The 24934-nt window shown below is 63.4% G+C and carries 26 protein-coding genes; 8 read left to right on the forward strand and 18 right to left on the reverse strand.

What is annotated here, in order from left to right; all coding sequences use genetic code 11:
- The first annotated feature begins 56 nt into the window (after window positions 1-56).
- Window positions 57-1004 carry a DMT family transporter gene (locus tag AU465_RS15640; RefSeq protein ID WP_192249079.1) on the forward strand — a complete coding sequence of 316 codons (948 nt, stop codon included), beginning with the start codon at window positions 57-59 and terminating at the stop codon, window positions 1002-1004.
- Between the two features lie 62 nt (window positions 1005-1066).
- Here AU465_RS15640 and AU465_RS15645 read toward each other — a convergent pair whose 3' ends face one another.
- The 3 genes from AU465_RS15645 to AU465_RS15655 form a co-directional block, all read right to left on the reverse strand.
- Window positions 1067-1879: a helix-turn-helix domain-containing protein gene (locus AU465_RS15645; RefSeq protein ID WP_192249082.1), complete on the reverse strand. Its 813-nt coding sequence runs from the start codon at window positions 1877-1879 to the stop codon at window positions 1067-1069.
- A 92-nt stretch (window positions 1880-1971) separates the two neighbouring features.
- Window positions 1972-2895, reverse strand: coding sequence for a uracil-DNA glycosylase (locus tag AU465_RS15650; protein ID WP_192249085.1), 924 nt, complete (start codon window positions 2893-2895; stop codon window positions 1972-1974).
- Window positions 2896-2963: 68 nt separating this feature from the next.
- The gene (locus AU465_RS15655; RefSeq protein WP_192249088.1) at window positions 2964-3602 is read right to left on the reverse strand and encodes a hypothetical protein; all 639 of its coding nucleotides are present in this window, start codon (window positions 3600-3602) and stop codon (window positions 2964-2966) included.
- 252 nt (window positions 3603-3854) lie between these two features.
- Here AU465_RS15655 and AU465_RS15660 point away from each other — a divergent pair, with 252 nt between their 5' ends.
- Both AU465_RS15660 and AU465_RS15665 read left to right on the forward strand, forming a co-directional pair.
- The gene (locus AU465_RS15660) at window positions 3855-5534 is read left to right on the forward strand and encodes an electron transfer flavoprotein-ubiquinone oxidoreductase (protein ID WP_192249091.1); all 1680 of its coding nucleotides are present in this window, start codon (window positions 3855-3857) and stop codon (window positions 5532-5534) included.
- A 214-nt stretch (window positions 5535-5748) separates the two neighbouring features.
- Window positions 5749-6342 (forward strand): DUF922 domain-containing Zn-dependent protease, encoded by a 594-nt coding sequence (locus tag AU465_RS15665; protein WP_192249094.1) that lies wholly within the window; start codon window positions 5749-5751, stop codon window positions 6340-6342.
- A gap of 45 nt (window positions 6343-6387) precedes the next feature.
- On the opposite strand, the gene AU465_RS15670 is transcribed toward AU465_RS15665, so the two are convergent.
- The 5 genes from AU465_RS15670 to AU465_RS15690 all read right to left on the reverse strand — a co-directional run bounded on the left by AU465_RS15670 (window position 6388) and on the right by AU465_RS15690 (window position 10203).
- Entirely contained in the window at window positions 6388-7398 is a 1011-nt protein-coding gene (locus AU465_RS15670; RefSeq protein WP_192249229.1) for an endonuclease/exonuclease/phosphatase family protein, read from the reverse strand.
- A 286-nt stretch (window positions 7399-7684) separates the two neighbouring features.
- The gene (locus tag AU465_RS15675; protein ID WP_246506120.1) at window positions 7685-9145 is read right to left on the reverse strand and encodes an AMP nucleosidase; all 1461 of its coding nucleotides are present in this window, start codon (window positions 9143-9145) and stop codon (window positions 7685-7687) included.
- A 125-nt stretch (window positions 9146-9270) separates the two neighbouring features.
- Window positions 9271-9465, reverse strand: a complete 195-nt coding sequence (locus AU465_RS15680) for a hypothetical protein (RefSeq protein ID WP_192249100.1) — start codon at window positions 9463-9465, stop codon at window positions 9271-9273.
- A 32-nt stretch (window positions 9466-9497) separates the two neighbouring features.
- Window positions 9498-9650, reverse strand: a complete 153-nt coding sequence (locus AU465_RS15685) for a hypothetical protein (RefSeq protein ID WP_192249103.1) — start codon at window positions 9648-9650, stop codon at window positions 9498-9500.
- Between the two features lie 211 nt (window positions 9651-9861).
- A complete protein-coding gene (locus tag AU465_RS15690; protein ID WP_192249106.1) occupies window positions 9862-10203 on the reverse strand; it encodes a DUF2147 domain-containing protein in 342 nt (113 codons plus the stop codon).
- A gap of 435 nt (window positions 10204-10638) precedes the next feature.
- Here AU465_RS15690 and AU465_RS15695 point away from each other — a divergent pair, with 435 nt between their 5' ends.
- Together AU465_RS15695 and AU465_RS15700 are read left to right on the forward strand one after the other, a co-directional pair.
- A complete protein-coding gene (locus AU465_RS15695) occupies window positions 10639-10905 on the forward strand; it encodes an SEL1-like repeat protein (RefSeq protein WP_192249109.1) in 267 nt (88 codons plus the stop codon).
- A 360-nt stretch (window positions 10906-11265) separates the two neighbouring features.
- The gene (locus AU465_RS15700; RefSeq protein WP_192249112.1) at window positions 11266-12387 is read left to right on the forward strand and encodes an ABC transporter substrate-binding protein; all 1122 of its coding nucleotides are present in this window, start codon (window positions 11266-11268) and stop codon (window positions 12385-12387) included.
- A 53-nt stretch (window positions 12388-12440) separates the two neighbouring features.
- Here the strand turns inward: AU465_RS15700 and AU465_RS15705 are convergent, their stop codons facing one another.
- The 5 genes from AU465_RS15705 to AU465_RS15725 all read right to left on the reverse strand — a co-directional run bounded on the left by AU465_RS15705 (window position 12441) and on the right by AU465_RS15725 (window position 17500).
- Window positions 12441-14405, reverse strand: a complete 1965-nt coding sequence (locus AU465_RS15705) for an acetyl/propionyl/methylcrotonyl-CoA carboxylase subunit alpha (RefSeq protein ID WP_192249115.1) — start codon at window positions 14403-14405, stop codon at window positions 12441-12443.
- Window positions 14406-14454: 49 nt separating this feature from the next.
- On the reverse strand, window positions 14455-14769 hold the full coding sequence (locus AU465_RS15710) for a hypothetical protein (protein ID WP_312891258.1): 315 nt from the start codon (window positions 14767-14769) through the stop codon (window positions 14455-14457).
- A 99-nt stretch (window positions 14770-14868) separates the two neighbouring features.
- Window positions 14869-15285, reverse strand: coding sequence for a hypothetical protein (locus AU465_RS15715; protein ID WP_246506122.1), 417 nt, complete (start codon window positions 15283-15285; stop codon window positions 14869-14871).
- Between the two features lie 74 nt (window positions 15286-15359).
- A complete protein-coding gene (locus AU465_RS15720; RefSeq protein WP_192249121.1) occupies window positions 15360-15890 on the reverse strand; it encodes an O-acetyl-ADP-ribose deacetylase in 531 nt (176 codons plus the stop codon).
- 2 nt (window positions 15891-15892) lie between these two features.
- The gene (locus AU465_RS15725; protein WP_192249124.1) at window positions 15893-17500 is read right to left on the reverse strand and encodes a carboxyl transferase domain-containing protein; all 1608 of its coding nucleotides are present in this window, start codon (window positions 17498-17500) and stop codon (window positions 15893-15895) included.
- Window positions 17501-17603: 103 nt separating this feature from the next.
- Here AU465_RS15725 and AU465_RS15730 point away from each other — a divergent pair, with 103 nt between their 5' ends.
- A complete protein-coding gene (locus AU465_RS15730) occupies window positions 17604-17858 on the forward strand; it encodes a type II toxin-antitoxin system HicA family toxin (protein WP_192249127.1) in 255 nt (84 codons plus the stop codon).
- Complete coding sequence (locus AU465_RS15735) at window positions 17855-18223, forward strand: type II toxin-antitoxin system HicB family antitoxin (protein WP_192249130.1); 369 nt, start codon at window positions 17855-17857, stop codon at window positions 18221-18223. The genes AU465_RS15730 and AU465_RS15735 overlap by 4 nt, the downstream gene beginning before the upstream one ends.
- Here the strand turns inward: AU465_RS15735 and AU465_RS15740 are convergent.
- From AU465_RS15740 to AU465_RS15755, 4 genes are all read right to left on the reverse strand, one after another.
- Window positions 18220-19383 (reverse strand): isovaleryl-CoA dehydrogenase, encoded by a 1164-nt coding sequence (locus AU465_RS15740; RefSeq protein ID WP_192249133.1) that lies wholly within the window; start codon window positions 19381-19383, stop codon window positions 18220-18222. The genes AU465_RS15735 and AU465_RS15740 overlap by 4 nt on opposite strands.
- A 64-nt stretch (window positions 19384-19447) precedes the next feature.
- Window positions 19448-20098: a TetR/AcrR family transcriptional regulator gene (locus tag AU465_RS15745; RefSeq protein ID WP_192249136.1), complete on the reverse strand. Its 651-nt coding sequence runs from the start codon at window positions 20096-20098 to the stop codon at window positions 19448-19450.
- Window positions 20099-20332: 234 nt separating this feature from the next.
- On the reverse strand, window positions 20333-20614 hold the full coding sequence (locus AU465_RS15750) for an acylphosphatase (protein ID WP_192249139.1): 282 nt from the start codon (window positions 20612-20614) through the stop codon (window positions 20333-20335).
- A gap of 87 nt (window positions 20615-20701) precedes the next feature.
- Entirely contained in the window at window positions 20702-21814 is a 1113-nt protein-coding gene (locus tag AU465_RS15755) for a pyridoxal phosphate-dependent aminotransferase (RefSeq protein WP_192249142.1), read from the reverse strand.
- 115 nt (window positions 21815-21929) lie between these two features.
- Here AU465_RS15755 and AU465_RS15760 point away from each other — a divergent pair, with 115 nt between their 5' ends.
- Window positions 21930-23606 carry a tetratricopeptide repeat-containing sulfotransferase family protein gene (locus AU465_RS15760; RefSeq protein ID WP_192249145.1) on the forward strand — a complete coding sequence of 559 codons (1677 nt, stop codon included), beginning with the start codon at window positions 21930-21932 and terminating at the stop codon, window positions 23604-23606.
- A 721-nt stretch (window positions 23607-24327) separates the two neighbouring features.
- Here the strand turns inward: AU465_RS15760 and AU465_RS15765 are convergent.
- Window positions 24328-24934 (reverse strand): porin (locus AU465_RS15765; protein WP_192249148.1); only part of this gene is annotated, 607 nt, incomplete at its 5' end.

Here is a 24934-nt window from a genome sequence, read left to right on the forward strand (position 1 = left end):
AAACTGCGCCGGGGCCTATTTCTGGGCTTCGTTTCCGACCATCGTCACGAGGCAAGATGACCGTCGATCATGCCGTCGGCCACGACACGCTGCGCGGCATTGCGCTGAAGATCGTCTCCGTGGCGGTCTTCGTAGGCATGCAGACTTGTATCAAGGCGGCCGGCGACGTGCCCGCCGGGCAGATCGTCTTCTTCCGATCCTTCTTTGCCATCTTCCCGATCGTCGCTTTCCTGTCGTTCAAGGGGCAGCTAGCCACAGCGTTCACCACGAAGCGGCCGTTCAACCACATCGCGCGCGGCGTCGTCGGCGTCGGCGCCATGGGACTCGGCTTCTTTGCGCTGACTAGGCTGCCGCTCCCCGAAGCGATCACGCTGAACTATGCCCAGCCGCTGCTGGTCGTGGTGTTCTCCTCGGTCTTCCTCGGTGAGACGATCCGCGTCTATCGCTGGAGTGCGGTCGCCGTCGGTCTCGTCGGCGTGCTCATCATCTCCTGGCCGGAACTGACGCTGTTGAATTCCGACGAGGCGCTCGACGATCAGGAAGTGCTGGGCGTCATGGCGGCGCTGATCGCCGCTGCGATCTCCGCCGTCGCCATGCTTCTGGTGCGCAATCTCGTGCAGACCGAGAAGACGGCGACGATCGTGCTGTGGTTCTCCTCGACGGCGAGCGTGCTGGCGCTGTTCACATTGCCTTTCGGCTGGCAGGCGCTGACGCCGATGCAAGCCGCGCTGCTTGTCATGGCCGGCTGCTGCGGCGGTCTCGGCCAGATCCTGATGACGGCCGCCTACCGCCACGCCGAGGCCTCGGTCGTGGCGCCCTTCGAATACACCTCGATGATCCTCGGCGTCGTGGTCGGCTATCTCATCTTCGGCGATGTAACGTCGCTGAACACGCTGATCGGCGGCGTCATCGTGGTGGCCGCCGGCATCTTCATCATCTGGCGCGAACGGCAACTGGGCCTGGAGCGCACGCGCACGCGGAGGGCGACGCCGCCGCAGGGGTAATGTCACCCAGAAGTGTGCAGCGGTTCTAGGATAACGACATGCATCAAAATAAGGACCTTAGTCTACGAAGCCGTTGCCCGCTCCTTCGCCAGCCGCACCAGCACTGTCCGCGTCTGCTCGTCGGCGGGGAAGAAGGACTCGATCGCCAGCTCCGACAGCGTGACGTCGAGCGGTGTGCCGAACACAGTGATCGTGCTGATGAAGGACAGCACCATATCCCCATGTGCGAGCCTGAGCGGATGCACGATGCCGCTCGGCTCGACCGGCGCCGGCCGGCTGCTCTTCAGCCCGGACGGATAGCCGCGCAGCTCCTTCTCCAGCTCGATCAGCACGGGGTCGCCGGTGGCGTCGTTCTGGTGCTTCAGCCGCTCGAGGAGATGCGCGCGCCATTCCGCGAGGTTGACGATGCGCGGCGCGACGCCGCCAGGATGCAGGCTGAGCCTCAGCACATTGACCGGCGGCTTGAGCAGCGACGGCTCCGAGACGTCGGCCAGGAACGGGCCGATCGCGGCGTTGGCGGAAACAAGGTTCCAGTGCCGGTCGACCGCGAGCGCCGGGAAGGGCTCGTGGCCTTTGAGCACCGTCTCGACCGCGGCCATCGCCGGCGCCAGCGTCGCATCGGTCAGCGGCCTTTCGCTGAAGCTCGGCGCGAAGCCCGCCGCGAGCAGCAGTTGGTTGCGCTGGCGCAGCGGGATCGAAAGCTGCTCGGCCAGATGCAGCACCATCTCGCGCGACGGCTGTGCGCGGCCGCTTTCGACAAAGGAGAGATGCCGCTGCGAGATGTCGGCTTCCATGGCGAGGTCGAGCTGGCTCATGCGCCGGCGCGTGCGCCATTCGCGAATGAGGCTTCCGGCGGAGATTTCGGACGTTGTCATGGCAGCAGGACTAAGGCGGCGAGGGGAGCAATTCAATTACCTGGGAGGTAATTGGCGCCATCTCCTTCTCCACAAGGGAAGAAGGGAAGCGCTTACGCCAACGCTCTCAGCTTCGCCTTCACCTCGAGAAAATCCCGCCAGGCCAGCTTCTTGTGCGCCGGCGTCCTCAGCAGATAGGCCGGGTGCAGTGTCGGCATCGCCGGAATGGCGGTGCCCGACGCGGTCGTGTGGACACGCCAGTTGCCGCGCAGCCTGAGTATCCCTTCCGTGGTGTTGAGCAACGTCTTGGCGGAAGGTCCGCCGAGATTGACCAGCACTTTCGGGTTGACCAGCTCGATCTGCCTTTCGATGAACGGACGGCAGATCTCCGTCTCGTGCGGCGTCGGCGTGCGGTTGCCCGGCGGACGCCATGGGATGACATTGGCGATATAGGCCGAAGTCCGGTCGAGGCCGATCGCGGCGAGCATGCGGTCGAGCAGCCGTCCCGAGCGGCCGACGAAGGGCAGGCCTTCGAGGTCCTCGTCGCGGCCCGGCGCCTCGCCGACAAGCATCAGGTCGGCATTCGGGTTACCGTCGGCGAAGACCAGGTTCTTGGCGGTGAATTTGAGGTTGCAGCCGTCGAAGGCCGCCATGTGCTGGCGCAGCTCGTCAAGCGTCGAGGCGCTGGCCGCCAGTTGTCGCGCGAGCATAATCTGCCCCTCGTCGGGGACCGTTGCGGTGGTGAGGGTCGGGCGCCTCGGCGCATCGGGCACTTGGCTTGCGTCCAGCCCGGTTGATGCCGCCGGCCGTTCCGCGGCCCGGCTTGCGTCAAAGCCGGGCTCCGATGCCGGCCGCTCCTGGGGCCTGCTTTCGCGAGCGGGCGCGGCCGTGGCCGGCGCGCGCTCGGCTTGCTTCGGCTTGGCCCCGGCGAACCGGTTTATCGGCGTGTCTTCCAGCGCCTCGTCAACGCCGGCGCTGGCATAGAAGGCCAGCAGCTCGGCGATGTCGATCGGGTTGTTGGGAGAGGTGGCAGTCATGGCGGCACAATCGTCCGCGTGGCGATGATTTGCAACCGCCGTGAATTCGCCATCCAGCGCGACGTCCGTCAGCCTGTGGGAATGCGCGGATCCTGCACCAGATAAAACGTCCAGCGCGGCGTGTAGTCGGTGATCAGGAACGCGAAGGTCGCCGTCTTCAGCGGGTCGACCTTGCCGTTCTTGAACAGCAGCCGGTCATAGGGTTCGAACTGGCGGTCGAAATCGGCGAAGTTGCTGGAAACGATGTTGTCGGGCGTCTTGTTGCGCTGATCGAAGGATAGGCCGTCGCCGAATACGCTTGGCTGGTCGAGGATTTCCTGCAGCTCGAACTGGAATTCCACCCAGGGCAGCGCGCTGTTGTTGAGCACGTCGATGCGCATATACATCACGCCATTGGCGACGTCGCCGGCCTTGCCGAAGGCTTCGATCGGCCTGACGGCGCGGATGGTCAGCGTCACCGGTGTCGCCGAATTCAGCTCCTCGGTGATGACCAGCGGGTCATCCTTGGTGCCGATTCCGGAAGCGCCGGTGATGCGGAAGCCGCCAAGCTCGTCGGAAAAGGAGTAGGCGCCGGCCACCCACACTTTCTGCGTATCGGCCTGGGCGGCACCAAGCGAAAAGAGGAGCGGAAGAACCGCGCGGCAGAGCACGCCGGGCGTGAAGAGTAAGCGCTTCGATGAAAAGCCGGTTGGCTCGGGAGTGCGCATGAGGTCAAGTATTGCCGATAAGCAAGCCGTCGAACAATTAAAAACGTGCGTCCGGTGGTTCCCCTTCCAATCGGTTGGCCCTGCTGGATGCTTTGCCTGGCCTGATCGAATGGGCTTGCATCGCCAGAAAACCGCGACTTTTTGTCGAAATCGGCCTTGTTACGTCAGCGCCGGTTTCGCGTCGCGAATTGATGCGCTATGCAGCGCGTGAGCCAGCAAAATGCAAGAATATGGCAAGCCAGTGAGGGGTCGATGAGCGATATCGAACGCGAGAGCATGGAATTCGACGTGGTGATCGTCGGCGCCGGTCCAGCCGGCCTTGCCGCGGCGATCCGTCTGAAGCAGCTCAACCCCGACCTTTCCGTCGTCGTCTTGGAAAAGGGCGGCGAGGTCGGCGCCCACATACTGTCCGGCGCCGTCGTCGACCCGATCGGCATCGATCGCCTTTTGCCGGGCTGGCGCGAGGAAGAGGGCCATCCGTTCAAGACGCCGGTCACCGACGATCATTTCCTGGTCCTCGGCCCCGCCGGTTCGTTCCGCCTGCCCAATTTCCTGATGCCGCCGCTGATGAACAATCACGGCAACTACATCGTCTCGCTCGGCAATGTCTGCCGCTGGCTGGCGACCAAGGCCGAGGCGCTCGGCGTCGAGATCTATCCGGGCTTTGCCGCGGCGAGCCTTGTCTACAACGATGCCGGCGCCGTCACCGGTGTGATCACCGGCGACATGGGCGTCGAGAAGGACGGCACGCACGGCCCGGCCTACGCGCCGGGCATGGCGCTGATGGGCAAATACGTGCTGATCGGCGAGGGCGCGCGCGGCTCTTTAGCCAAGCAGCTGATCGCGAAATACCGGCTTGCCGACGGCCGCGAGCCGGGCAAGTTCGGCATCGGCCTCAAGGAACTGTGGCAGATCAAGCCGGAAAATCACAAGCCGGGGCTGGTGCAGCATTCCTTCGGCTGGCCGCTCGACATGAAGACCGGCGGCGGCTCCTTCCTCTATCATCTGGAAGACAATCAGGTGGCGGTCGGCTTCGTCGTCCACCTGAACTACAAGAACCCCTGGCTCTCGCCCTTCGAGGAATTCCAGCGCTTCAAGACGCATCCGGCGATCAGAGGCACCTTCGAAGGCGCCAAGCGGATCGGCTACGGTGCCCGCGCCATCACCGAGGGCGGCTGGCAGTCGGTGCCGAAGCTTTCCTTCCCGGGCGGCGTGCTGATGGGCTGCGCGGCCGGCTTCGTCAACGTGCCGCGCATCAAGGGCTCGCACAATGCGGTGCTGTCCGGCATGCTGGCGGCCGAACATGTCGCAGACGCCATTGCCGCCGGCCGCGCCAATGACGAGCTCGCCTCCTATGAAGACGCCTGGCGCGGCAGCGACATCGGCAAGGACCTGAAGAAGGTGCGCAACGTCAAGCCGCTGTGGTCGCGCTTCGGCACCATCGTGGGCGTCGGCATCGGCGGTCTCGACATGTGGCTGAACACGTTGTTCGGCTTCTCGCCCTTCGGCACGCTGAAGCACGGCAAGGCCGACTACGCGACGTTGGACCCCGCCTCCAAGCATCAGAAGATCGCCTATCCGAAGCCGGATGGCGTCTTGACCTTCGACCGGCTCTCATCGGTGTTTTTGTCCAACACCAACCATGAGGAAAACGAGCCGGTGCATCTGATCGTCGGCGACGCGGCGCTGCTGCAGCGCTCCGAGCACGACGTCTTTGCCGGCCCTTCGACCCGCTACTGCCCGGCAGGCGTCTACGAGTGGGTGGACAAGGACGGCAACGCCGCGGCCGATCCGTCGGCCAAGGACGTGCGCTTCGTCATCAACGCGCAGAACTGCGTCCACTGCAAGACCTGCGATATCAAGGATCCGAACCAGAACATCAACTGGGTGCCGCCACAAGGTGGAGAGGGTCCGGTCTATCAGGGCATGTAGAGGGCAATTGCCAAAGGCTTTGCGCTGCCCCTCACCCTCCCGCCGTGAAGAACGGAGAGGGGTGCCAGCGCCGGAGCTTGCCCCTACGGGAGAAGATGGCGGCAGCCAGATGAGGAGGCCTGCGTGCGGTACAGGTTGCGACAGCGCAACCTCAAGGCCGTTGAAACCGTCGCCTGCTTGTGTTTCCTTTCGCTGAGGATAGGGAGAGACGGCTATGCGGCTGGCGGTTCTGACATGCCTTGTCGCCCTCGGCGCGCTGTGCGCGCCGCAGGCTTCGGCCGGCACCACGGTGCTGGTCCAGACGCGTACCTATGACATTGCCGGTAATTCTGGCGCGGCGCTCATCGAGGCCATGGACAGCAAAGGCCCCAAGCACGGCTTCATGACCCATGCCATTGCCCAGACCGCCTACACGGTCGACTGGGAGCTCGGCGTGATCCAGGACAAGGGGTCGTGCCGGCTCAAGCAGGCAAACGGCACGCTCAATCTCTTCTACACCTTTCCGCGCGTCGCTTCGCCGGCCACGCCGGCGTTGAAGAAGCGCTGGGACCGGTTCTTCGCCGGCGTGCGTGCCCATGAGGAGACCCATGGCCGCATCGCCAGGCAAATGATGCGCGCCACCGAGCGGTCGATCACCGGCCTCCAGGTCGCGGACGATCCCTATTGCTACAAGACGCGCCGCGAGGCGCGCCAGCGTATCCAAACCGCCTATGCCGAATACGAGGCCAGGCAGAATGCCTTCGATGCTCGCGAGCACCGCGATGGCGGCCATGTCGCGCACCTGGTCGCGGCCTTGATGGGGAAGTAGGCCGAAGGCGGCTTCACGGGCTATTTCGAGTGGATCGAGCCCAGTCTAGCCGCGTGGCCCAGTAGAAAGGTTGTTCGCCGCCAGCGCTGACTCGTGCTCATCCTCGGGCTCTCGGCCATCGGGCCGTAACGAGAACTCGACCAGCACCGGCAGATGGTCGGAGCCGTCGTCTTCCAACCGCGTTGACGACAGGATCATCACCCCGCCCTTGCTGAACACCTGATCGATCGGCAGGCCGGCGAAGCGCCGCAGGAAGTCGGGCAACTTCCTGTGGATCCAGGTCGGCCCGGCCGACGGCATCACCGTCAGTCCGCCGAGCGAGGCGACGCGACGCACCGCCGCGCTCCACGGCACGGCGTTGCAGTCGCCGGCCATGATTGCGGTTTCGCCGAGCGCGCCAAGCGGCTCCGCCAGTTCGCCGATCTGCCAGTACTGCTCGTGCGGCCAGGGCCAGCTCAAATGGATTGCGGCGACGTCGACGCCGGTGCCGCCGAAATCGATCGTTGCGGTCGCCATCGCGCCGCGCGGCTCGCAATGCGGCGCGGTGCCGGCGGCAAAGGGCCGCCGCGACAGCAGCGCGACGCCGAATATGCCGTTGGGATAGGGGCAAAGGATGCGGTAGGGATAGGCGCTGGTGATGTAGCCAAGCTCACTCGTCCACATCCCCGACACCTCGTCGAGGGTGATCACATCAGGGTTGGTCCGGCCGATCAGCGACAGCACCTTCTTCGGCGTCGGATTGTCGAAGCGCAGGTTCATCTGCAGCAGGCTGTAGACGATCCGGTCGGCAGGCTTGGCGACCGCCTGCTGCGGCCACAGCCGGGGCAACGCGCTCACTGTCGTGGCGAGGCTGGCAATGGCGAAGAGCAGAACCGCGACCGCCTGCAGCCGGTAGGAGCTGGCCAGCAGCGGCAGCGCCAGCAGCGCCGTCAAGACGCTCAGATGAATGCGAAAATGCGAGAAGGAATCGAGGGCCGGATGCAGTGCGCCCAGGAACCCGGCCAGCAGCGCGGCCGAGAGTGCCATCATCGCCAGGAATGCCACCCCAGCCGTCATGTTCGAGCGCGCGCCGCCTGTTGCCATCTCAGTCGTGGTCTGCCGAATGCCGCTGGCAATCTGTTTGGAGCGAGACAATCCCGCTCAGGCCTGCTTATCGGCCAAATTGCGGCCGGGGCAAGACGACGAATTGCCTCGCCGTAGCAATTCCAGGAAAAGTGCGTAGCGGTTTTCCGTCCGGAATTGCGAAAAGAGAGCTGCAATTCCAGGAAAATGCGCAGCGGTTTTCCCTCTTGAATCGCGCAAAAAACAAAGAGGCCCGGCCGACCCCGGGGCGGGCCGGTCGCTACTGGAAGGCCGTTTCGGAAAAACTTCTCAGCTTGCGCGAATGCAACCGCTCCATCGGCATTTCGGCCAGTTTCTCCATCGCCCTGATGCCAATGGTGAGATGCTGCGCCACCTGCCGCTTGTAGAATTCCGTCGCCATGCCGGGAAGCTTCAGCTCGCCATGTAGCGGCTTGTCGGAGACGCACAGCAGCGTCCCATAGGGCACCCGGAAGCGGAAGCCGTTGGCGGCGATCGTCGCCGATTCCATGTCGAGCGCGATGGCGCGCGACTGCGACAGGCGCTGCACCGGTCCGCGCTGATCGCGCAGTTCCCAATTGCGGTTGTCGATGGTGGCGACGGTCCCGGTGCGCATGATGCGCTTGAGATCATAGCCCGAAAGCCCCGTCACCTCGGCGACTGCTTCCTGCAGCGCCACCTGAATCTCGGCCAGTGGCGGGATCGGCACCCAGACCGGCAGGTCGTCGTCCAGCACATGGTCCTCGCGCACATAGGCATGGGCCAGCACATAGTCGCCCAGTGCCTGCGTGTTGCGCAGGCCGGCGCAGTGGCCGAGCATCACCCAGGCATGCGGCCGAAGCACCGCGATATGGTCGGTGATGGTCTTGGCGTTGGACGGGCCGACTCCGATATTGACCATGCTGATGCCGCCATGGCCGGGCTTCTTCAGGTGATAGGCCGGCATCTGCGGCAGGCGCTGCGGCGGTGTGCCTTCGCTCGCCGCAGCGGCCCCGGCCTTTGTCACAACGTTGCCCGGCTCGACGAATTCGCTGTAACCGCCACCGCCCTTCTCCATCAGGTCGCGGGCCCGCGCCACGAACTCGTCGATGTAGAATTGGTAGTTGGTGAACAGCACGAAGTTCTGGAAATGCTGCGGGCTGGTCGCCGTGTAGTGCGTCATGCGGTGCAGCGAATAGTCGATGCGCTGCGCCGTGAACGGCGCCAGCGGCCTCGGCTCGCCGAACGCAACCTCGAAGGTGCCGTTGGCGATCTGGTCGTCGGTGCCGTCGAGGTCCGGCACGTCGAACAGGTCGCGGATCGGCCGTTTGATGCGCTCGGCCGCCGTGCCGTCGACATAGGTGCCTTCCAGGAAGGCGAAATGCAGCGGGATCGGCGTTGTCGATTCCGACACCGTCACCTGCACGCCGTGATTGCGCATGATGAGCCGAAGCTGCTCGACGAGATAGTTCTCGAACAGCTTCGGCTGGGTGATGGTGGTCGCGAAATGCCCAGGCGTCGGCATATGGCCGTAGGCCTGGCGCGAGTCGATCTGGGTGAACGAGGTCGTGGTGACGCCGATCTGCGGATAGAAGGCCCGGTAGCGCTTGCTCTCGTCGCGGCCGGCGGCGAGTTTGGCGAAGGAATCGCGCAGGAATTTGGTGTTGCGGTCGTAGAGCGCTTCCAGCGCCGCGACCGCCTTCTTGGCATCGTCGAAGCTCTGCCTGCCGAAAGGCTCCGGCATGACGACCGATTCGATGGCTTGGGGGTAGATTCGCTTTTCCATGGCCCAATATAGGGATTTGGAGGAGCGCTTGGGAGGGGGAGGCGGGCCAGAAGCTGGCCACGATGTATTTTTCTCAGACCGTGTCAGCCGCGCTGCAGGCTGACCAGCAGCACGAACCCGATGCCGGCCTTCTTCGGCGTTGGCGCCTCGATGATCGAGCCGGTGTCGGCACGCATCATAGGAACCGCCAGCACGGGAGCGGCAAGCAGCATCAGGATGAGCAACGCCCGCGGCAGGAGCCGAAGAGCCTTGAGGGCGGAGGTGGCGATGCGGTTCATGGTGGTCGTTCCGGTTTCGAGTATTGGTCGTTTCAGCGGTCGAAATGGTTCATGCAGTCCAGCCGGCAGGTGTCTGCCATTCCCGATGAGCGCGCCGGGTGGCCGGCTTCGGCCACCAGGATGGCGAAGAACATGCCGAACAGGCTCATCAGCAGGCAGACGATGGTGAGGCGGCGGACAAGCATTGGTCTCTCCTTCAATGGCGAGGAGAATGCCCGAATGCCTCTGAACCGGTTCTGAGACCGGTATTCATCCACCGTTCAAATTGGTTGATAGGGGTTTTGATCCGGCCAAGCGCCGCAAACTGCCTTGCCCGGCGCCGCACTTCGAAACAGCGCCCAAAAACGAAAAACGGGGCCGCCTGGTCCCGTTTTCACATCGTCGTTTGAACGGCGATCAGAGTTTGTGCCAGGTCTGGCTCTTGCAGATCAGCCCGCCCAGAACGCAGCCGCTCATCTTGAGCGAGGTGCCGGAAATCGTCGCCTTGCCGGAATAGGTCTTGTCGGTTTCCGGATCTGTTATGGTGCCGGTATACTTGTTGTCGCCGGCCGCCTTGAAGGAGCCGATCGTCTTGCCGGCATATTTGCCGGACTTCAGCGTGATCGAGAACGCGCCGCCGCCGGCGATCGCCGCCGTCGAGCCGGCCTGTGTCTTCCAATTGCCTTCAATCGGGTCGGCCCATGCGGCGCCGGCCATGATCAGGGTGGCCGCCAGGGCCAGGCTCACTTTTCGAAACATGTTTGTCCTCCCTTTAGGGTTCCGGCGGGCCTCGTTCCGCCTCTCTGTCCCTTACGCAAACGTAAGCTAATCCAGCCGTCACCAAAGCGAAAGCGGTGCCGCCACGGAAGGTGGCAAGGATTTTGGCCGCGCGGGTCGCTGAAAATGAACGGGTGGCGAAAAAGGCTTCGGTTTCCGTGGTTAGCGAAGTCTTGATTCCGGCGCCGGAAATTTTCGTCGAATTTTGCGCAAATCGGCTGAATTGCTGGGTTCCCATGCTTAACAAATCTTCGCGTTTACTTCTTGTTTTAGCTTTGTTTTCTTCAAATTAAGCAAGCCATTTAACGACGGATTCAAGGCGAGCCGTCATCCTCGAAAGCATCGAAAGAGCGGCCCGCCCCGAGGGACATCAAGGGACAGAAGGAGGCAGCTCTCGGGAGCAGACAGGGGATTGAAATGGCACGTTTTGAAATGCTTGAAGCCGGCTTCGGCGCCATGGGGGCAACTGCCCAGGCCGACATTCTTTTCGAACTGGGCATGATGTATGCGACCGGCCGCGATTGCGAGACCGACGTCGTCGCCGCCCATAAATGGTTCAACATCGCCGCGATCAAGGGCTCGGCCCGCGCCGCCGAGCTGCGCTCGGAACTGTCGGCCACGATGTCGAAGGCCGATATCGCCAGGGCGCTGCGCGAAGCGCGCGAATGGATGACGATGCACTGACCTTGCGGGCTGACGCCCTGAAGCTCTCAGGGGACAAGGCCGCGAAAAGACGGCCGGTTAACAAGACCAAGAACGCGGCAATAACGACTTCAAGCCGCGCACAATAAACAGGGAAGCGAGCGGGGGGCACCAGGGAAGCTCGACCGCAAAAAGCCGCGACCGGCCGGGACAAGGCCGGCGCGGCTTTTGCATTTGCGCATTTTCGCCGGCGGCAGCCGCTTGGCCCAAGAAATCCTCGCCGAAATGAACCAAAGCCATATGTATTGTCCTCTCGACAGGTCCGGCGAAGGGTGGAATTGTCCCGGCTCTGGAAGAAGCGTGGCCGGAGCGGCCGCGCGCAAGTGGAGGAGTTCTATTGTCATGAAAAGATTGGGTATTTTGAGCGCGGCCGCATTGGGCCTGATGATGAGCGCATCGGTTGCTTTCGCCGACGACATCACCATTTCGGTGGTCGGCCCGATGACCGGTCAGCTCGCCACGATCGGCGACCAGTTCAAGCAGGGCGCGCAGGCTGCCGCCGACGCCATCAACGCGGCGGGCGGTGTCAACGGCTCCCAGATCAAGCTCGACATCGAGGATGACCAGTGCGACCCGAAGCAGGCGGTGTCGGTCGCCAACCGCATCGTCGCCAACGGCGTCAAGTTCGTCGACGGCCATGCCTGCTCGGGCTCGAGCATTCCTGCCTCCGCCGTCTATGCCGAAGCCGGCACGCTGATGATGAGCCCGGCCTCCTCCAACCCGGCGCTGACCGACGCCGCGGCCAAGTCCGGCTGGCCGACGATCATGCGGCTCTATACGCGTGACGACGCCCAGGGCGCCTTCATCGGCCCGTGGATCGCGAAGAAATATGCCGGCAAGAATGTCGTCATCCTGCACGACAAGAGCGCCTACGGCCAGGGCGTGGCCGACGCCGTCAAGGCGACGATGAATGCCGGTGGCCTGAAGGAAGTGGATTATGAAGGCATCAATGCCGGCGAGAAGGACTATTCGGCCCTTGTCACCAAGCTGAAGGAGCTCAAGGCCGACGTCGTCTATTTCGGCGGCTACCACCCCGAGGCCGGCCTCATCCTGCGCCAGGCTGCCGAGCAGAACGTCAAGTTCCAGCTGATCATGCCGGACTCGATCGCCACACCGGAATTCTGGCAGGTTTCCGGCCCGGCCGGCGAAGGCACCATGTTCGTCTTCCCGTCGGATCCGCAGTCGAAGCCCGAAGCCAAGGAAGCCGTCGCCAAGATCAAGGCCGGCGGCTTCACGCCGGAAGGCTTCACGCTGTTCTCCTATGCCGTGGTCCAGGCCGTCGCCGAAGGCGTCAAGCGCGCCGGCACCGACGATCCGGGCAAGGTCGCCGAAGCGCTGAAGAACGGCCAGCCGATCAGCACCGTCGTCGGCGACGTCATCTTCGACGAGAAGGGCGACCTGAAGAACGCCAGCTACGACATCAACCAGTGGCACGACGGCAAATACGCGCCGATCAAGCCGTAATCGGTTCTGTCTACAAAGTGGAAATGGCCGGGCTTGTCCCGGCCATTTTCTTTTCAGCTCTGGCCGTCTTCTGCGAACCGCACCAGCACCGTGCCGTCGCTCACCTGCGCGCCTTCTGCCGCGATCTCGGCGATCACCCCGTCATGGGCTGCTGAGATCGTGTGCTCCATCTTCATCGCCTCGAGGATCAGGAGCGGCTGGCCTTTGATCACGGCATCGCCCGCCACCGCACGCACCAGCTTGACCAGCCCCGGCATCGGCGCGCGCAGGCTTCCCGTGGCAGCCGCTGCCTCATCCGCCTTGGCGAGCGGGTCGGGAACCGCGAAAGTATAGCCGACCGCGCCTTCGAACACGGTGACATGGCCCGGCCAGCTGGCGGTGCGCGGCAGGTTCCTGAGATCGTGCGAATTGATCGCGTCATGCGGCGCCTCCAGCGCCACCTGGAAGCGGCCGTCCGGTCGCGCCGAGACCCGCGCCAGTATGTTCTCCTCGCCGAAACGCAGGCGGGTGCGGCGCGCCAGCGTGTGAAAATGCGCATAGCCCGCAAGCGAGGACCATGGATCGGCGGCCGGATCGGGCGCGCCCGCCCCGGTTGCCGCCAGCGCCGCGGCGGCGATTGTCTCATCGCTTGGCGCCGCAACGGCGACAAGAGCATCCTGATGCCTGCCGATCAGGCCGGTGTCGACATCGCCCGCCGCGAAATCGGCGTCCGTGGCAAGCGCCGCAAGGAAGGCGGTGTTGACGGTCGAGCCGGCAACTTCCGTCCGGGACAGCGCATCGCGCAATGCCGCAAGCGCGGTGGTCCTGTCTTTGCCGTGCACCACCAGCTTGGCGATCATCGGGTCGTAGAAGGGCGAGATCGCGTCGCCGGCCCGCACGCCGGTTTCAATACGCATGACGGCACCCTCGGGCGCGACGTCAGGAAACTTCAGATGGTGCAGCGTGCCCGTCGCCGGCAGGAATCCCTTGGCCGCGTCCTCGGCGTAGATGCGCGCCTCGAAGGCATGTCCGGCAAGCGCGATCTCGCCCTGCGTCTTCGGCAGTTTCTCGCCGGAGGCGACACGGAGCTGCCATTCGACCAGATCGACGCCGGTGACCATCTCGGTGACGGGATGCTCGACCTGCAGCCGCGTGTTCATCTCCATGAACCAGAAGCGGTCGGGCTTCAGGCCCTCGGAAGCATCGACGATGAACTCGATCGTGCCGGCGCCCGAGTAGTTGATCGCCTTGGCGGCCTTGACCGCGGCTTCCGTCATCGCCTTGCGCAGCGCCGGCGTCATGCCAGGGGCGGGCGCTTCCTCGATCACCTTCTGGTGGCGGCGCTGCGCCGAGCAGTCGCGCTCGAACAAATGCACGGCATTGCCGAAAGTGTCGCCGAACACCTGGACTTCGATATGGCGCGGCTTGTCGACATATTTTTCGACCAGCACGCGGTCGTCGCCGAACGCGGCCTTGGCCTCGCGCCGCGCTCCGGACAGCGCTTCGGAGAAATCGTCCGAGTGATCGACGCGCCGCATGCCCTTGCCGCCGCCGCCGGCGCGCGCCTTGATCAGAACGGGATAGCCGATCTCGCGCGCCTTGGAGGCAAGAAGCACGATCTCCTGCGCTTCGCCGTGATAGCCCGGCACCACCGGCACGCCGGCCTTTTCCATCAGCCGCTTGGCGGCATCCTTCAGCCCCATGGCGCGGATCGAGGCGGCGGACGGCCCGATGAAGACCAGCCCGGCCGTGGCCACCTGGTCGACGAAGTCGGGATTCTCCGACAAGAAGCCGTAGCCGGGATGGACCGCTTCAGCCCCCGTGGCGAGTGCCGCGGCAATGATCCTGTCGCCGCGCAGATAGCTCTCGCCGACAGGCGAGGGGCCGATATGCACCGCCTCGTCGGCCATCTCGACATGCAGGGCGCGGGCATCGGCATCCGAGTAGATCGCGACGGTGTGCACGCCGAGCTTGCGCGCGGTGCGGATGACGCGACAGGCGATCTCGCCGCGATTGGCGATCAGGATCTTGCCGAACATGGAGCCTCCCGGTTTTGCCTCCGGCGGCGCCAGTCCTGCGGGCGCCAGCCTATTTCGACGCCGCGATCGCGCAGCCGCCGCTTGCGGTCTTGACCTTCCACCTGGTGAAGCCGGACTGGCAGGCGCGCAGCGCAATATCCTCCGCGGCCTTCTGCGAAGGTGCGTTCAGCTTCACGCTGCAGAAAATGTGAAGATCGACGACGCGCGAATAGAACGTCGTGGCGTAGGCCGAATGGCCGCTCGCCGCGATATAGGCGAGGTAGGATTTGTAGCAGGCTTCCTTCGGATCGAGCGAGAGCGTCGGAGCAAACCGTTTGTCGCCGATCTTGCCGGCCAGCGATTCCGCCGCCGCAACGCCAGGCATTAATACGATCAGTAGCCCCGCCAGAGTCGACGCCGCCGCCCCTCTGATATTCCTGAATTTCATTCTGATCCCCCCGCAGAAAAAATGTCGGCCTGTGGCCTATTTGGACGCGGCGATGCTGCAGGCGCCGGCGACCGTGACCTTGTATTTGCCTTTGCTGGCCTGACAGGATTTCAGCGCCCGCTCCTCGGCTGCCCTCTGTGACGGTGCGTTCAGCCAGGCGCCACAAATGAAATACTCGGTCGCCGGAACGATTGGCGTTGCCGCGAAGGCCGAATGGCCCGCAGCCGCCACGTATGCGGCATAGGCTTTGCCGCAGCCACCTACGGTCCCTGTGGGAATGGTTATCGGGTAACGCACGTCGCCCTTGCTGCCCGCCAGCGATCCGGCGGCCTCTACGCCCGGCGCTACGAATATTAGCAATCCTGCAAATATCAAAGCAGTCGACTTGCGGCAATATTTCAGAATCGTTTTCACCCCACCCAAATTGCCCAATGCCGGGTGAGCAATAACCAATATCCAACCTTGCCGCTAGCCCTCCAGGGACTGTTCGCATTTGCCTGTATTGAAAAATCGCTTGGTCCATAAGTTCAGGCTTCCCAAAGGGCAGCAACGGCTCGTCGGTATAGTTCGGCCATCGGCTCGTCGAAGCAGCAGAAGATAACGCTATGCGGCACTGTGTTCTGTTCCAGGAAGTCGCTTACGATGCCGACGGCGATCCCCGCCGCCTCATCCTTCGGATAGCGATAAATGCCGGTCGAGATCGCCGGGAAAGCAATCGTTTGACAATTATGGTCGCGGGCGATTTCGAGAGAGCGCCGGTAGCAGGAGGCGAGCAGCTCGGCCTCGCCCTTGCCGCCGCCTTGCCAGACCGGCCCGACCGTGTGGATGACGTAACGTGCCGGCAGGCGATAGCCCTTGGTCAGTTTGGCATCACCCGTCCTGCAGCCGTTCAGCGTCCGGCATTCGGCGAGCAGTTCCGGCCCGGCGGCGCGGTGGATGGCGCCGTCGACACCGCCGCCGCCGAGCAGCGAGGAATTGGCGGCATTGACGATGGCATCGACCGTGAGCTTGGTGATGTCGCCTGTGTGAATGCGGATCCTGTCGCCGATCTCGCTCATCGTCACATCCTGAATACGCCGAACTTCGTCTCCTCGATCCCGGCATTGAGCGCCGCCGAAAGGCTGAGCGCCAGCACCTCGCGCGTCTTGGCCGGATCGATGATGCCGTCGTCCCAGAGCCGTGCCGAGGAATAGAGCGGATGGCCTTCATGCTCGTATTTCATCAGGATCGGCTTGCGGAACTTGGCCTCGTCCCCGGCGCTCCACTCACCGCCCTTGCGCTCGATGCCTTCGCGCTTGACCATGGCGAGCACGGTCGCCGCCTGCTCGCCGCCCATCACCGAGATGCGCGCGTTCGGCCACATCCATAGGAAGCGGGGCGAATAGGCGCGCCCGCACATGCCGTAATTGCCAGCGCCGAAGGAGCCGCCGATGATCACCGTAAGCTTGGGCACGCGTGCCGTGGCGACCGCTGTGACCAGCTTGGCGCCGTCCTTGGCGATGCCGCCGGCCTCGTACTTTCGCCCGACCATGAAGCCGGTGATGTTCTGCAGGAAGATCAGCGGAATGCCGCGCTGGCAGCAGAGCTCGATGAAATGCGCGCCCTTCAACGCGCTTTCGGAAAAGAGCACGCCATTGTTGCCGATAATGCCGACCGGCATGCCGTGCAGATGGGCAAAGCCGGTGACCAAGGTGGTGCCGTAATTCTGCTTGAACTCGTCGAACTCGGAACCGTCGACAAGACGCGCGATCACCTCGCGCACGTCATAGGGCTGGCGCAGGTCCGTCGGCACGATGCCATAAAGTTCATTCGGATCGTGAAGCGGCGGTACCGGTTTCTGCAGATTGAGGCTTAGAACCTTGTTCCGATTCAGGTTCCTGACGATGCGCCGGCAAATGGCTAAAGCATGCTCGTCGTCCATCGCATAGTGGTCGGCAACGCCAGAAAGCCTGGTGTGAACATCGGCGCCGCCGAGCTCCTCAGCGCTGACATCCTCGCCGGTGGCGGCCTTCACCAGCGGCGGGCCGCCAAGGAAGATGGTCGCCTGGTTGCGCACCATGATCGTCTCGTCCGACATCGCCGGCACATAGGCGCCGCCCGCCGTGCAGGAGCCCATGACGCAGGCGATCTGGGGAATGCCCGCCGCCGACATGTTGGCCTGATTGTAGAAGATGCGGCCGAAATGCTCGCGGTCCGGGAAGACCTCGTCCTGGTTGGGCAAATTGGCGCCGCCGCTGTCGACCAGGTAGACGCAAGGGAGGTTGTTCTGCAGCGCGACCTCCTGTGCGCGCAGGTGCTTCTTCACCGTCACGGGATAGTAGGTGCCGCCTTTTACCGTGGCGTCGTTGACGACGACCATCACCTCCCTGCCTTCGACGCGGCCGATGCCGGTGATGATGCCGGCGGACGGAATATCCTCGCCATACATCGACCATGCCGCGAACTGGCCGACCTCAAGGAAGGGCGAGCCGGTGTCGAGCAGTTGCGCCAGTCGCTCGCGGGGCAACAGCTTGCCGCGGCCCTGGTGCCGCTCGCGCGCCTCATCCGAGCCACCGCGCTCGATGCCGGCCGCCTTCTCGGCAATATCGGCGACTAGCGCCCGCATGCGCTCGGCATTGGCGCGGAAGGTGTCCGAGGAGGGGGAGATTTGCGAGGTCAGAGCGGGCATTGACGAACCTCAGATGATATCATATTTTAGTATCACTTCGGGCTCTCGCCCTAACCCTAGGAGTCGGCCATCAGGGTACTCGATTTGGGGAGGGCGAAAAGTCATGAAAGCTGCGCACCGGCAGACGCTGGACAGGATATTTGCGAACCCGGTCAGCGCTTCGATCAAATGGCGCGATGTCGAGGCGTTGTTGATAGCACTTGGCGCGAGAGTGTCGGAAGGGCGTGGATCGCGGGTGCGCTTCACGTTGAACGGGATAACACTTCGAGTGCATCGACCGCATCCATCGCCAGATACGAAAGCATACGTGATCCGAGAGATCAGGATTTTCCTAACAGAGTCAGGTGTTGAGCTATGAAGCCCTACAAGGGATATCTGGGAACGATCGAGTTCGATGAAAACGACGTTGTGTTTCACGGTCGTATCGTGGGTATTCGCGACATCTTCACATACGAAGCCGATTCGGCGGAAGAGTTGCTGAAGGCCTTTCATGAATGCGTCGACGACTACCTCGAATTTTGCGCTGAACAGAACAAAGAGCCGGAAAAGCCTTTTTCTGGCAAACTCGCCCTGCGCACCACGCCGGAAGTCCACCGTCTTGTCAGCCGGGCGGCTTCCAGCGACGGGAAATCCATAAATCAATGGGTCTCGGACACCCTCGCAGAAGCGGCCCGAAAGCGGATCGACGAAGGCTCGACGAAAGTGACGAGCCGCGCGCACTAGACCCCCTCCGCCATGATCTCGCGGCCGATCAGCCAGCGGCGGATCTCGCTGGTGCCGGCGCCGATCTCGTAGAGCTTGGCGTCGCGCAAAAGCCGCCCGGTCGGATAGTCGTTGATATAGCCGTTGCCGCCAAGCAGCTGGATGGCGTTGAGCGCCATCTGCGTCGCCTTTTCGGCCGCGAACAGCACGCAGCCGGCGGCGTCCTTGCGCGTGGTCTCGCCACGGTCGCAGGCGGCCGCCACGGCGTACACATAGGCGCGCGCGGCATTCATCGTCGCGTACATGTCGGCGAGCTTGCCCTGCACCAGCTGGAAGCTGCCGATCGGCTGGCCGAACTGCTTGCGCTCATGCGCGTAAGGCACCGCCACATCGAGGCAGGCCGCCATCAGCCCGATCGGCCCGCCGGAAAGCACCGCGCGCTCATAGTCGAGGCCCGACATCAGCACCTCGACGCCGCGCCCTTCCTCGTGCAGCACGTTCTCGAACGGCACCTCGACATTCTCGAAGACGAGCTCGCCGGTGTTGGAGCCGCGCATGCCGAGCTTGTCGAGTTTCTGCGCCACCGAAAACCCGGCAAAAGTCTTCTCGACGATGAAGGCGGTGATGCCGCGCGACTGGCGCTCCGGATCGGTCTTGGCATAGACCACCAATGTCTCCGCGTCGGGCCCGTTGGTGATCCACATCTTCGAGCCGTTGAGCACATAGCGGTCGTTGCGCTTTTCGGCGCGCAGGCGCAGCGAAACCACGTCGGAGCCGGCGCCCGTTTCCGACATCGCCAGCGCGCCGACCTTTTCGCCGCTGCAGAGCGGCGGCAGGTACTTCTCCTTCTGTGCCGGCGTCGCCCAGCGATTGATCTGGTTGACGCAGAGGTTGGAATGCGCGCCGTAGGAGAGGCCGACCGAGGCCGACGCGCGCGAAATCTCCTCCATCGCCACGACATGCGCGAGGTAGCCCATGCCGGATCCGCCGAAATCGGGATCGGCGGTGATGCCGAGCAGGCCGAGCGCGCCGAGTTCCGCCCAAAGATGCGCCGGGAATTCGTTGGAGCGGTCGATCTCGGCCGCGATCGGCGCGATCCTGTCCTGGGCGAAGCGCCGCACCGTGTCGCGCAGCGCCTCGATATCGGCATCAAGCCCGAAGTTCAGCGTATTTGTGTACATTGTCTTCCTCCCCGCATGACCCCGAAAATCGACTTCGATTTTCGGAAAGGATCATGCGCAAAATTCAAATTGCTACAGCGTCCTTTGCGCGTCCGAAGGGACGCGCGGCGCTGTAGGCATCGATCTTCGCGCCGACGAGCCGCATTGTCATGGAAAGATATGTCGTGGTGACTTCGGTGATCGACAGCCGCTCGCCCGGACGGAACCAGACAATGACGCCGGTCATCATCTGGATCAGCGCCATGGCGGTCAGCCCGACATCGTCGATCTCGAAGACATCGGCCTCCACGCCATCGCGCAGGATCGCGCGCAATTCCTTCTCATAGGCCGTGCGCAGCTTGAGGATCTGCGTCAGCCGCTCATGCGAGAGGCTGCGCAGCTCCATATTCGAGACATGGGTGGCGTGGCGCCGCTCGATATGGAAGGCGATGTGGTTCCCGACATAGGCGGCGAGGCGAGTCGCCGGGTCGACTGCTGCCGGGCGCGCCGCGCTCCAGGCTTCCAGCAGGCCTTCCATGTGCTCGCGCATCAGCGTGAACAGCAGGTCTTCTTTGGTCGGGAAATAGCGGTAGAGCGCCGCGGCCTGGACACCGACTTCGGCCGCCAGCTGGCGCATCGACATCGCCTCGTAGCCGAGACGCGCGATCAGGCCGACCGCCGCTTCGCGGACGGCAGCCTCGGTTTTTTCGCCGGCTGAACCCGTGGTGCGTGCCATGTTCGCCTCCAAGGGTATTAATAAAACGAACGTTCAATTAATTCAAGCCACATCGCCACCTATTCCTCGCCCTCGCAAAGCGGGGAGAGGTGGCTCGGACGAGCCCGAGACGGAGAGGGGGCTGCGGCGTCAGCGGGTTTCTTTGGAAATTCATCAAGGTCGCGCTGTCCCCCTCTCCGTCGCGGCTTCGCCGCGCCACCTATCCCCCACTACCGTGGGGGCGAGGAATGAAGCCTACGCAATGATCCTGAAGTCGGCAGGCGCGTCATCCGCGGCTTCCTCGATATCGACCTTCGAGACCAGCGCGCCGCGGGGCCCTTGCCACAGGCGTTCGATCATGGCGGTGACCGCGGCATCGGCGCCGGCGATGAGCGCCGTGACCGAGCCGTCGCGCTCGTTGCGCACCCAGCCCTTCAGCCCAAGACGTATGGCTTCGCTGCGCGCCCAGACGCGGTAGCTCACGCCTTGCACCGTACCGGAAATGCGTGCCCGAACGACTCTCTCTTCGCCTTGCATTGCCCACGCTCCGCGTCCGATGCCATGCGGAATCTGGCACAGCAAAGGATAAAGGCAACCGCCAGGGTAGCGTCGGGCGGGCTTGGGCTAATTCCCTCGCGCAGCCGCCAGCGCGCCAGGCAATTCCTCGGCGAAGATGTCGAGCTCATGGTCGAGGCCGACGCTGACCCGGATGCAGCGGTCGAGCCGTGGTGCCATCGGTTTGCGGATGAAGACGTCGCGCGAGAGCAGCGCCTGCATCACGTTCAGCGCGAATGCGCCGTCGCGGCCGCAGTCTATGGTGACGAAATTGGTCGCCGACGGCAGCGGCGTCAGCCCGTTTTCCTCGGCAATGGCCGAAATGCGTTGGCGCCCGGCCGCCACGCGCGCCACCACCGGTTTCAGATAGTCCTGGTCGGCGAGCGCCTCGAGGCCGGCGATCTGCGCCATGCGGCTGACGCCATAGTGGTTGCGGATCTTTTCGAAGTCGCGGATCACTTCGCGCTCGGCCACCGCGTAGCCGCAGCGAATGCCGGCCAGTCCGTAAGCCTTGGAGAAGGTGCGCATGCGCACGACATTCGGCCGCGCGATATCGATCGGCGGCAGCGCCGAGGCCGGACCCAACTCGCCATAGGCTTCGTCCAGCACCAGCATGGTGGTTTTTGGCAGCGCCTCGATGAACCGCACGACATCCGGCGCCTCCCACCAGCTTCCCATCGGATTGTCCGGATTGGAAAGATAGACAAGCGGCGCCTTTTCCTGGCGAACCGCGGCCAACAGCCCCTCAAGATCCTCCTTGTCGTTGGCGTAAGGCACCGTCACCAGCCTGCCGCCGACGCCGGCGATGTGGAAGTTGAAGGTGGGATAGGCGCCCAGCGAGGTCACCACCGCATCGCCCGGCGCCACATACATGCGCGCGACGAGACCGAGCAGCCCGTCAATGCCTTCGCCCACCACCACGTTCTCGACGCCGACATTGTGATGCGCAGCTAGCGCGACTTTCAGGTCGTGGTTGTCGGGGTCGCAATACATCCACTGGTCGCGCGCGACACTCTCCATGCGGGCGATGACGCGCGGCGAGGGCCCAAAACTGCTTTCATTGGCGCCGATGCGGGCCCGGAAGGGCCGGCCGCGGTCGCGCTCCTGCGCCTCCGGTCCGACGAACGGCACCGTGGTGGGAAGCGCGCCGACGATCGGCGTAAGGGGAGGGCGCTGGCGCATGGCAAAAGCTCGCATGGAAGAAGGGTCTCTTGCTAGCGCGGGCGGTGGGTGCGTGCAAGTTGCCGGGCCGCGTTCAAGGCTGGATTCTCCAGGCTCGTTTTGCTAGCGAGACAAGATGAACAACCGATTGCCGCCCGCTTGGGCCAAGTACCTCAAAACTCCGACCTCGGCTAAGGCGGGATCGCCGAAAGGTGCACCACCCAAAGCCCAGCCGAAGGCCGGTCCGCCCCGCAGTCAGGCCGACGATATGCTGTTGAGGCAGGCGCTGGAATTGCAGAAAGCCGAGCGGCTGCCAGAAGCAGAGGAACTCTGCCTTCGCGTTCTGGCCAGGACGCCAAACCATCCGCTGGCTCTGTATATTCTGGGAACGCTTGGGATTGGATACGACGACGAGAAGGCGTTACGCTATTTTGCCCGTGCGGTCGGAGAAGAACCTCGAAATGCCTACTATCATCTAAGCCTGGGTGAAACCTATCTGAGGCTCAGCGAATTTACGCCGGCGATCAAGCACATTCGGTACGCCTTGGAACTGAAGCCGGGGCTGGTGGAAGCGCTTTGCGCCCTGGGCAAGGCTTACAACGCGTTTGACCAAGGAGAAATGGCGCTGCCGCTCTTCGAGGAGGCGCTTAAAATCGACCGAGATCATCCTCTGGCCCGGATGGGACTGCCCGAGGCACTCGCGAGCCTCGGCCGTATGGACGAAGCCGCGGCACATCTGAAAGAGGCGATAGCACGGCGCATCGCGGTACCGGCTGCCTACAATGCACTCCTACACACACGCAAATTCACGGAAGAGCCGCCGGAGCTTGCAGCAATCCTAAAGGAGCTTCAGGACCCGGGCCATGGGTCGGACGGAGCGGCAGCGCTCCATCACGCCGCCGGAAAGCTGCTCAACGACCTCCGTCGCTACAAGGAGGCGATGGATCACTTCAAGAAGGGGAATCAAGCCGGAGGCCGTAAATTCGACCTGGAAAGCTATCGCCGTTGGGTCGATGCGGTCATCGAGACTTTCACACCGGAACTGGTGGTTTCAATGGCCGCATACGGCAATCCCTCGGAGGTGCCCGTATTCGTCGTTGGCATGCCTCGCTCCGGCACAACGCTGACCGAGCAGATCTGCGCCAGCCATCCAAGTGTTCATGGCGCCGGCGAGCTCAGCAAGCTTGCGCGAACAGCCAATGGACTCGGACTCAAGGACCGCACCGGCGCAGACCTCGGCAAATCGATTGTCAAAATGACCCCCGAGCTGACCAGGACACTGGCCGACGAGCACCTCGCCTATCTGCGCGAGCGTGCCCCCGACGCACTCCGAATCGTCGACAAGATGCCCCACAATTTCGAGCTGATCGGCCTGATCGGTATTCTGTTTCCGAATGCGCGCGTCATTCATTGCCGCCGCGATGTCATCGACAATTGCATCTCCTGCTTTGTCCTGCAGTTCAACGAAGCGCATAGCTACAGTGCTGACCTTCAGACGCTCGGCCTCTACTACAGGGAATATGATCGTCTGATGCGGCATTGGAACAAGGTTTTCCCGGGTCGTATTTTCGAAAATCGTTATGAGACCCTGATCGAAAATCAGGAGGAGCAGTCGCGCCGTCTCATAGACTATCTCGGGCTGCCTTGGGACGATGCCTGCCTGCGCTTTTTCGACAGGGATGGCTCGGTAAATACTTACAGCCGCTGGCAGGTTCGCCAGCCGATCTACAAGTCGTCCGTCAAACGATGGAAGAATTACGAAAGCGAGATCCAGCCGTTGATCGAGGCTTTGGGAGATCTTGCCGAAGTTTGATCGGTAGTTCCAGACTTTGCCGGCTTTGCCCGGGAGCCGCGCAGTCAATTCGCGGCCAACCATCGCGCTCTCTCCTTCGCTGAGGTTCCACCTGCCTGCTCCAAGTCTTGGCACCAAGGTAGCGGCCCCACCTTCGTCATCCTTGGGCGTAGCGACGCGAAGCGGGGCGAAGGCCCAAGGACCATGCCGCAACTCCAGAGCGTTGCGACGGTGGAGAAGCCCTTGAAACGCTAGCGGGACAGCGCCCCCTCTGTCCTGCCGGACATCTCCCCCACTTGGGGGGAGATTGGACGTCGCCGCGGCTTTCGCCAATCGCCGACGTCGCAGGATTAAGCGGGGCGCCAAAGCTGCCAATCTCCACCCTTGTGGGGGAGATGTCCGGCAGGACAGAGGGGGGCGCGAAGGATCACGACCGATCTCACCCCTTGCGCCGCGCATTCCTCGACCAGGTCGCGGCGCACCGCTTCGCTTCTTGCGCCGCCTAGTTGATAAAGCGATGGGCGTTCCAGCCGATTCCGACCGTTTGCGCGGCTCGCCGAAACGAACCGTGAAATCTTGGCTGACGACGCGTCTGCGACCGGTCGGAATTCATTCCGCTTGCGCGCGGATTCCTGCGATCGTGTCGAATGCAGCACTGTGCAATGGCGCCTCAGGTGCTGCCAGCAGAAAAGAAAAACCCGGCGGTTGCCCGCCGGGTTCGATTTCAGTCAGACGCTGCTGATTAGAACGAGCGCTGGAAGCGGAGCAGGCCGCCGACGCTGTTCTTCTTGTCGGCGTTGGTCCAGTTGGAGACGGTGTCGTCACCGAGATGGAGGTAGTCAACTTCGGCCGTGACCGTGAGGCCAGGAACGATGTCATAGGCGATGTTCGCCGCGACGCCGACGTTCTTACCTTCGTCGGTAGACGCCTGAATGTTGAACGAGGTCTTCTCGTTGAACTTGTAGGTACCACCGCCCCAGACTGCCCAGTTGCCGCTCCACTGCTTGTAGAAGCCGCGGCCGCCGGCCGGGATCGCCCAGGTCGGGTCGCTGAGATTGTCGTCGGTGCCGTAGCCGGCCATGATGAACAGCGAGATCGCGTCGGTGGCGTTCACGTCCAAACGAACCTTGCCTGCGACTTCTTCATAGTTGCTGTCATAGGCGATGACGCCGCTGATGGCGCCCCAGCCCTGCGTCCACTTCAAGCCGCCGACGACATGCGGAACGTAGCTGTCGATCGTGCCGATGACGCCAGAGCCTTCTTCCAACGAGACCACGGCCGAGAAGCCGTTGCCGGCATCGAAGTAGTACTGGACGACGTTGGTGTCGAAATCGCCATACGGAACCAGC

The organism is Mesorhizobium silamurunense (assembly GCF_014843905.1).
Lineage (GTDB): Bacteria > Pseudomonadota > Alphaproteobacteria > Rhizobiales > Rhizobiaceae > Mesorhizobium > Mesorhizobium silamurunense.

Bases quoted from the DNA above. Each gene is read 5' to 3' on its own strand.
- AU465_RS15660 (WP_192249091.1), top strand. From the start codon at position 3,855: ATGAGCGATATCGAACGCGAGAGCATGGAATTCGACGTGGTGATCGTC.
- AU465_RS15705 (WP_192249115.1), bottom strand. From the start codon at position 14,405: ATGTTCGGCAAGATCCTGATCGCCAATCGCGGCGAGATCGCCTGTCGC.
- AU465_RS15680 (WP_192249100.1), bottom strand. From the start codon at position 9,465: ATGAACCGCATCGCCACCTCCGCCCTCAAGGCTCTTCGGCTCCTGCCG.
- AU465_RS15640 (WP_192249079.1), top strand. From the start codon at position 57: ATGACCGTCGATCATGCCGTCGGCCACGACACGCTGCGCGGCATTGCG.
- AU465_RS15755 (WP_192249142.1), bottom strand. From the start codon at position 21,814: ATGCGCCAGCGCCCTCCCCTTACGCCGATCGTCGGCGCGCTTCCCACC.
- AU465_RS15745 (WP_192249136.1), bottom strand. From the start codon at position 20,098: ATGGCACGCACCACGGGTTCAGCCGGCGAAAAAACCGAGGCTGCCGTC.
- AU465_RS15730 (WP_192249127.1), top strand. From the start codon at position 17,604: ATGAAAGCTGCGCACCGGCAGACGCTGGACAGGATATTTGCGAACCCG.
- AU465_RS15735 (WP_192249130.1), top strand. From the start codon at position 17,855: ATGAAGCCCTACAAGGGATATCTGGGAACGATCGAGTTCGATGAAAAC.
- AU465_RS15670 (WP_192249229.1), bottom strand. From the start codon at position 7,398: ATGACGGCTGGGGTGGCATTCCTGGCGATGATGGCACTCTCGGCCGCG.
- AU465_RS15685 (WP_192249103.1), bottom strand. From the start codon at position 9,650: ATGCTTGTCCGCCGCCTCACCATCGTCTGCCTGCTGATGAGCCTGTTC.
- AU465_RS15675 (WP_246506120.1), bottom strand. From the start codon at position 9,145: ATGCCGGAGCCTTTCGGCAGGCAGAGCTTCGACGATGCCAAGAAGGCG.
- AU465_RS15720 (WP_192249121.1), bottom strand. From the start codon at position 15,890: ATGAGCGAGATCGGCGACAGGATCCGCATTCACACAGGCGACATCACC.
- AU465_RS15695 (WP_192249109.1), top strand. From the start codon at position 10,639: ATGGCACGTTTTGAAATGCTTGAAGCCGGCTTCGGCGCCATGGGGGCA.
- AU465_RS15710 (WP_312891258.1), bottom strand. From the start codon at position 14,769: ATGCCTGGCGTTGCGGCGGCGGAATCGCTGGCCGGCAAGATCGGCGAC.
- AU465_RS15650 (WP_192249085.1), bottom strand. From the start codon at position 2,895: ATGACTGCCACCTCTCCCAACAACCCGATCGACATCGCCGAGCTGCTG.
- AU465_RS15725 (WP_192249124.1), bottom strand. From the start codon at position 17,500: ATGCCCGCTCTGACCTCGCAAATCTCCCCCTCCTCGGACACCTTCCGC.
- AU465_RS15655 (WP_192249088.1), bottom strand. From the start codon at position 3,602: ATGCGCACTCCCGAGCCAACCGGCTTTTCATCGAAGCGCTTACTCTTC.
- AU465_RS15740 (WP_192249133.1), bottom strand. From the start codon at position 19,383: ATGTACACAAATACGCTGAACTTCGGGCTTGATGCCGATATCGAGGCG.
- AU465_RS15665 (WP_192249094.1), top strand. From the start codon at position 5,749: ATGCGGCTGGCGGTTCTGACATGCCTTGTCGCCCTCGGCGCGCTGTGC.
- AU465_RS15700 (WP_192249112.1), top strand. From the start codon at position 11,266: ATGAAAAGATTGGGTATTTTGAGCGCGGCCGCATTGGGCCTGATGATG.
- AU465_RS15690 (WP_192249106.1), bottom strand. From the start codon at position 10,203: ATGTTTCGAAAAGTGAGCCTGGCCCTGGCGGCCACCCTGATCATGGCC.
- AU465_RS15750 (WP_192249139.1), bottom strand. From the start codon at position 20,614: ATGCAAGGCGAAGAGAGAGTCGTTCGGGCACGCATTTCCGGTACGGTG.
- AU465_RS15760 (WP_192249145.1), top strand. From the start codon at position 21,930: ATGAACAACCGATTGCCGCCCGCTTGGGCCAAGTACCTCAAAACTCCG.
- AU465_RS15645 (WP_192249082.1), bottom strand. From the start codon at position 1,879: ATGACAACGTCCGAAATCTCCGCCGGAAGCCTCATTCGCGAATGGCGC.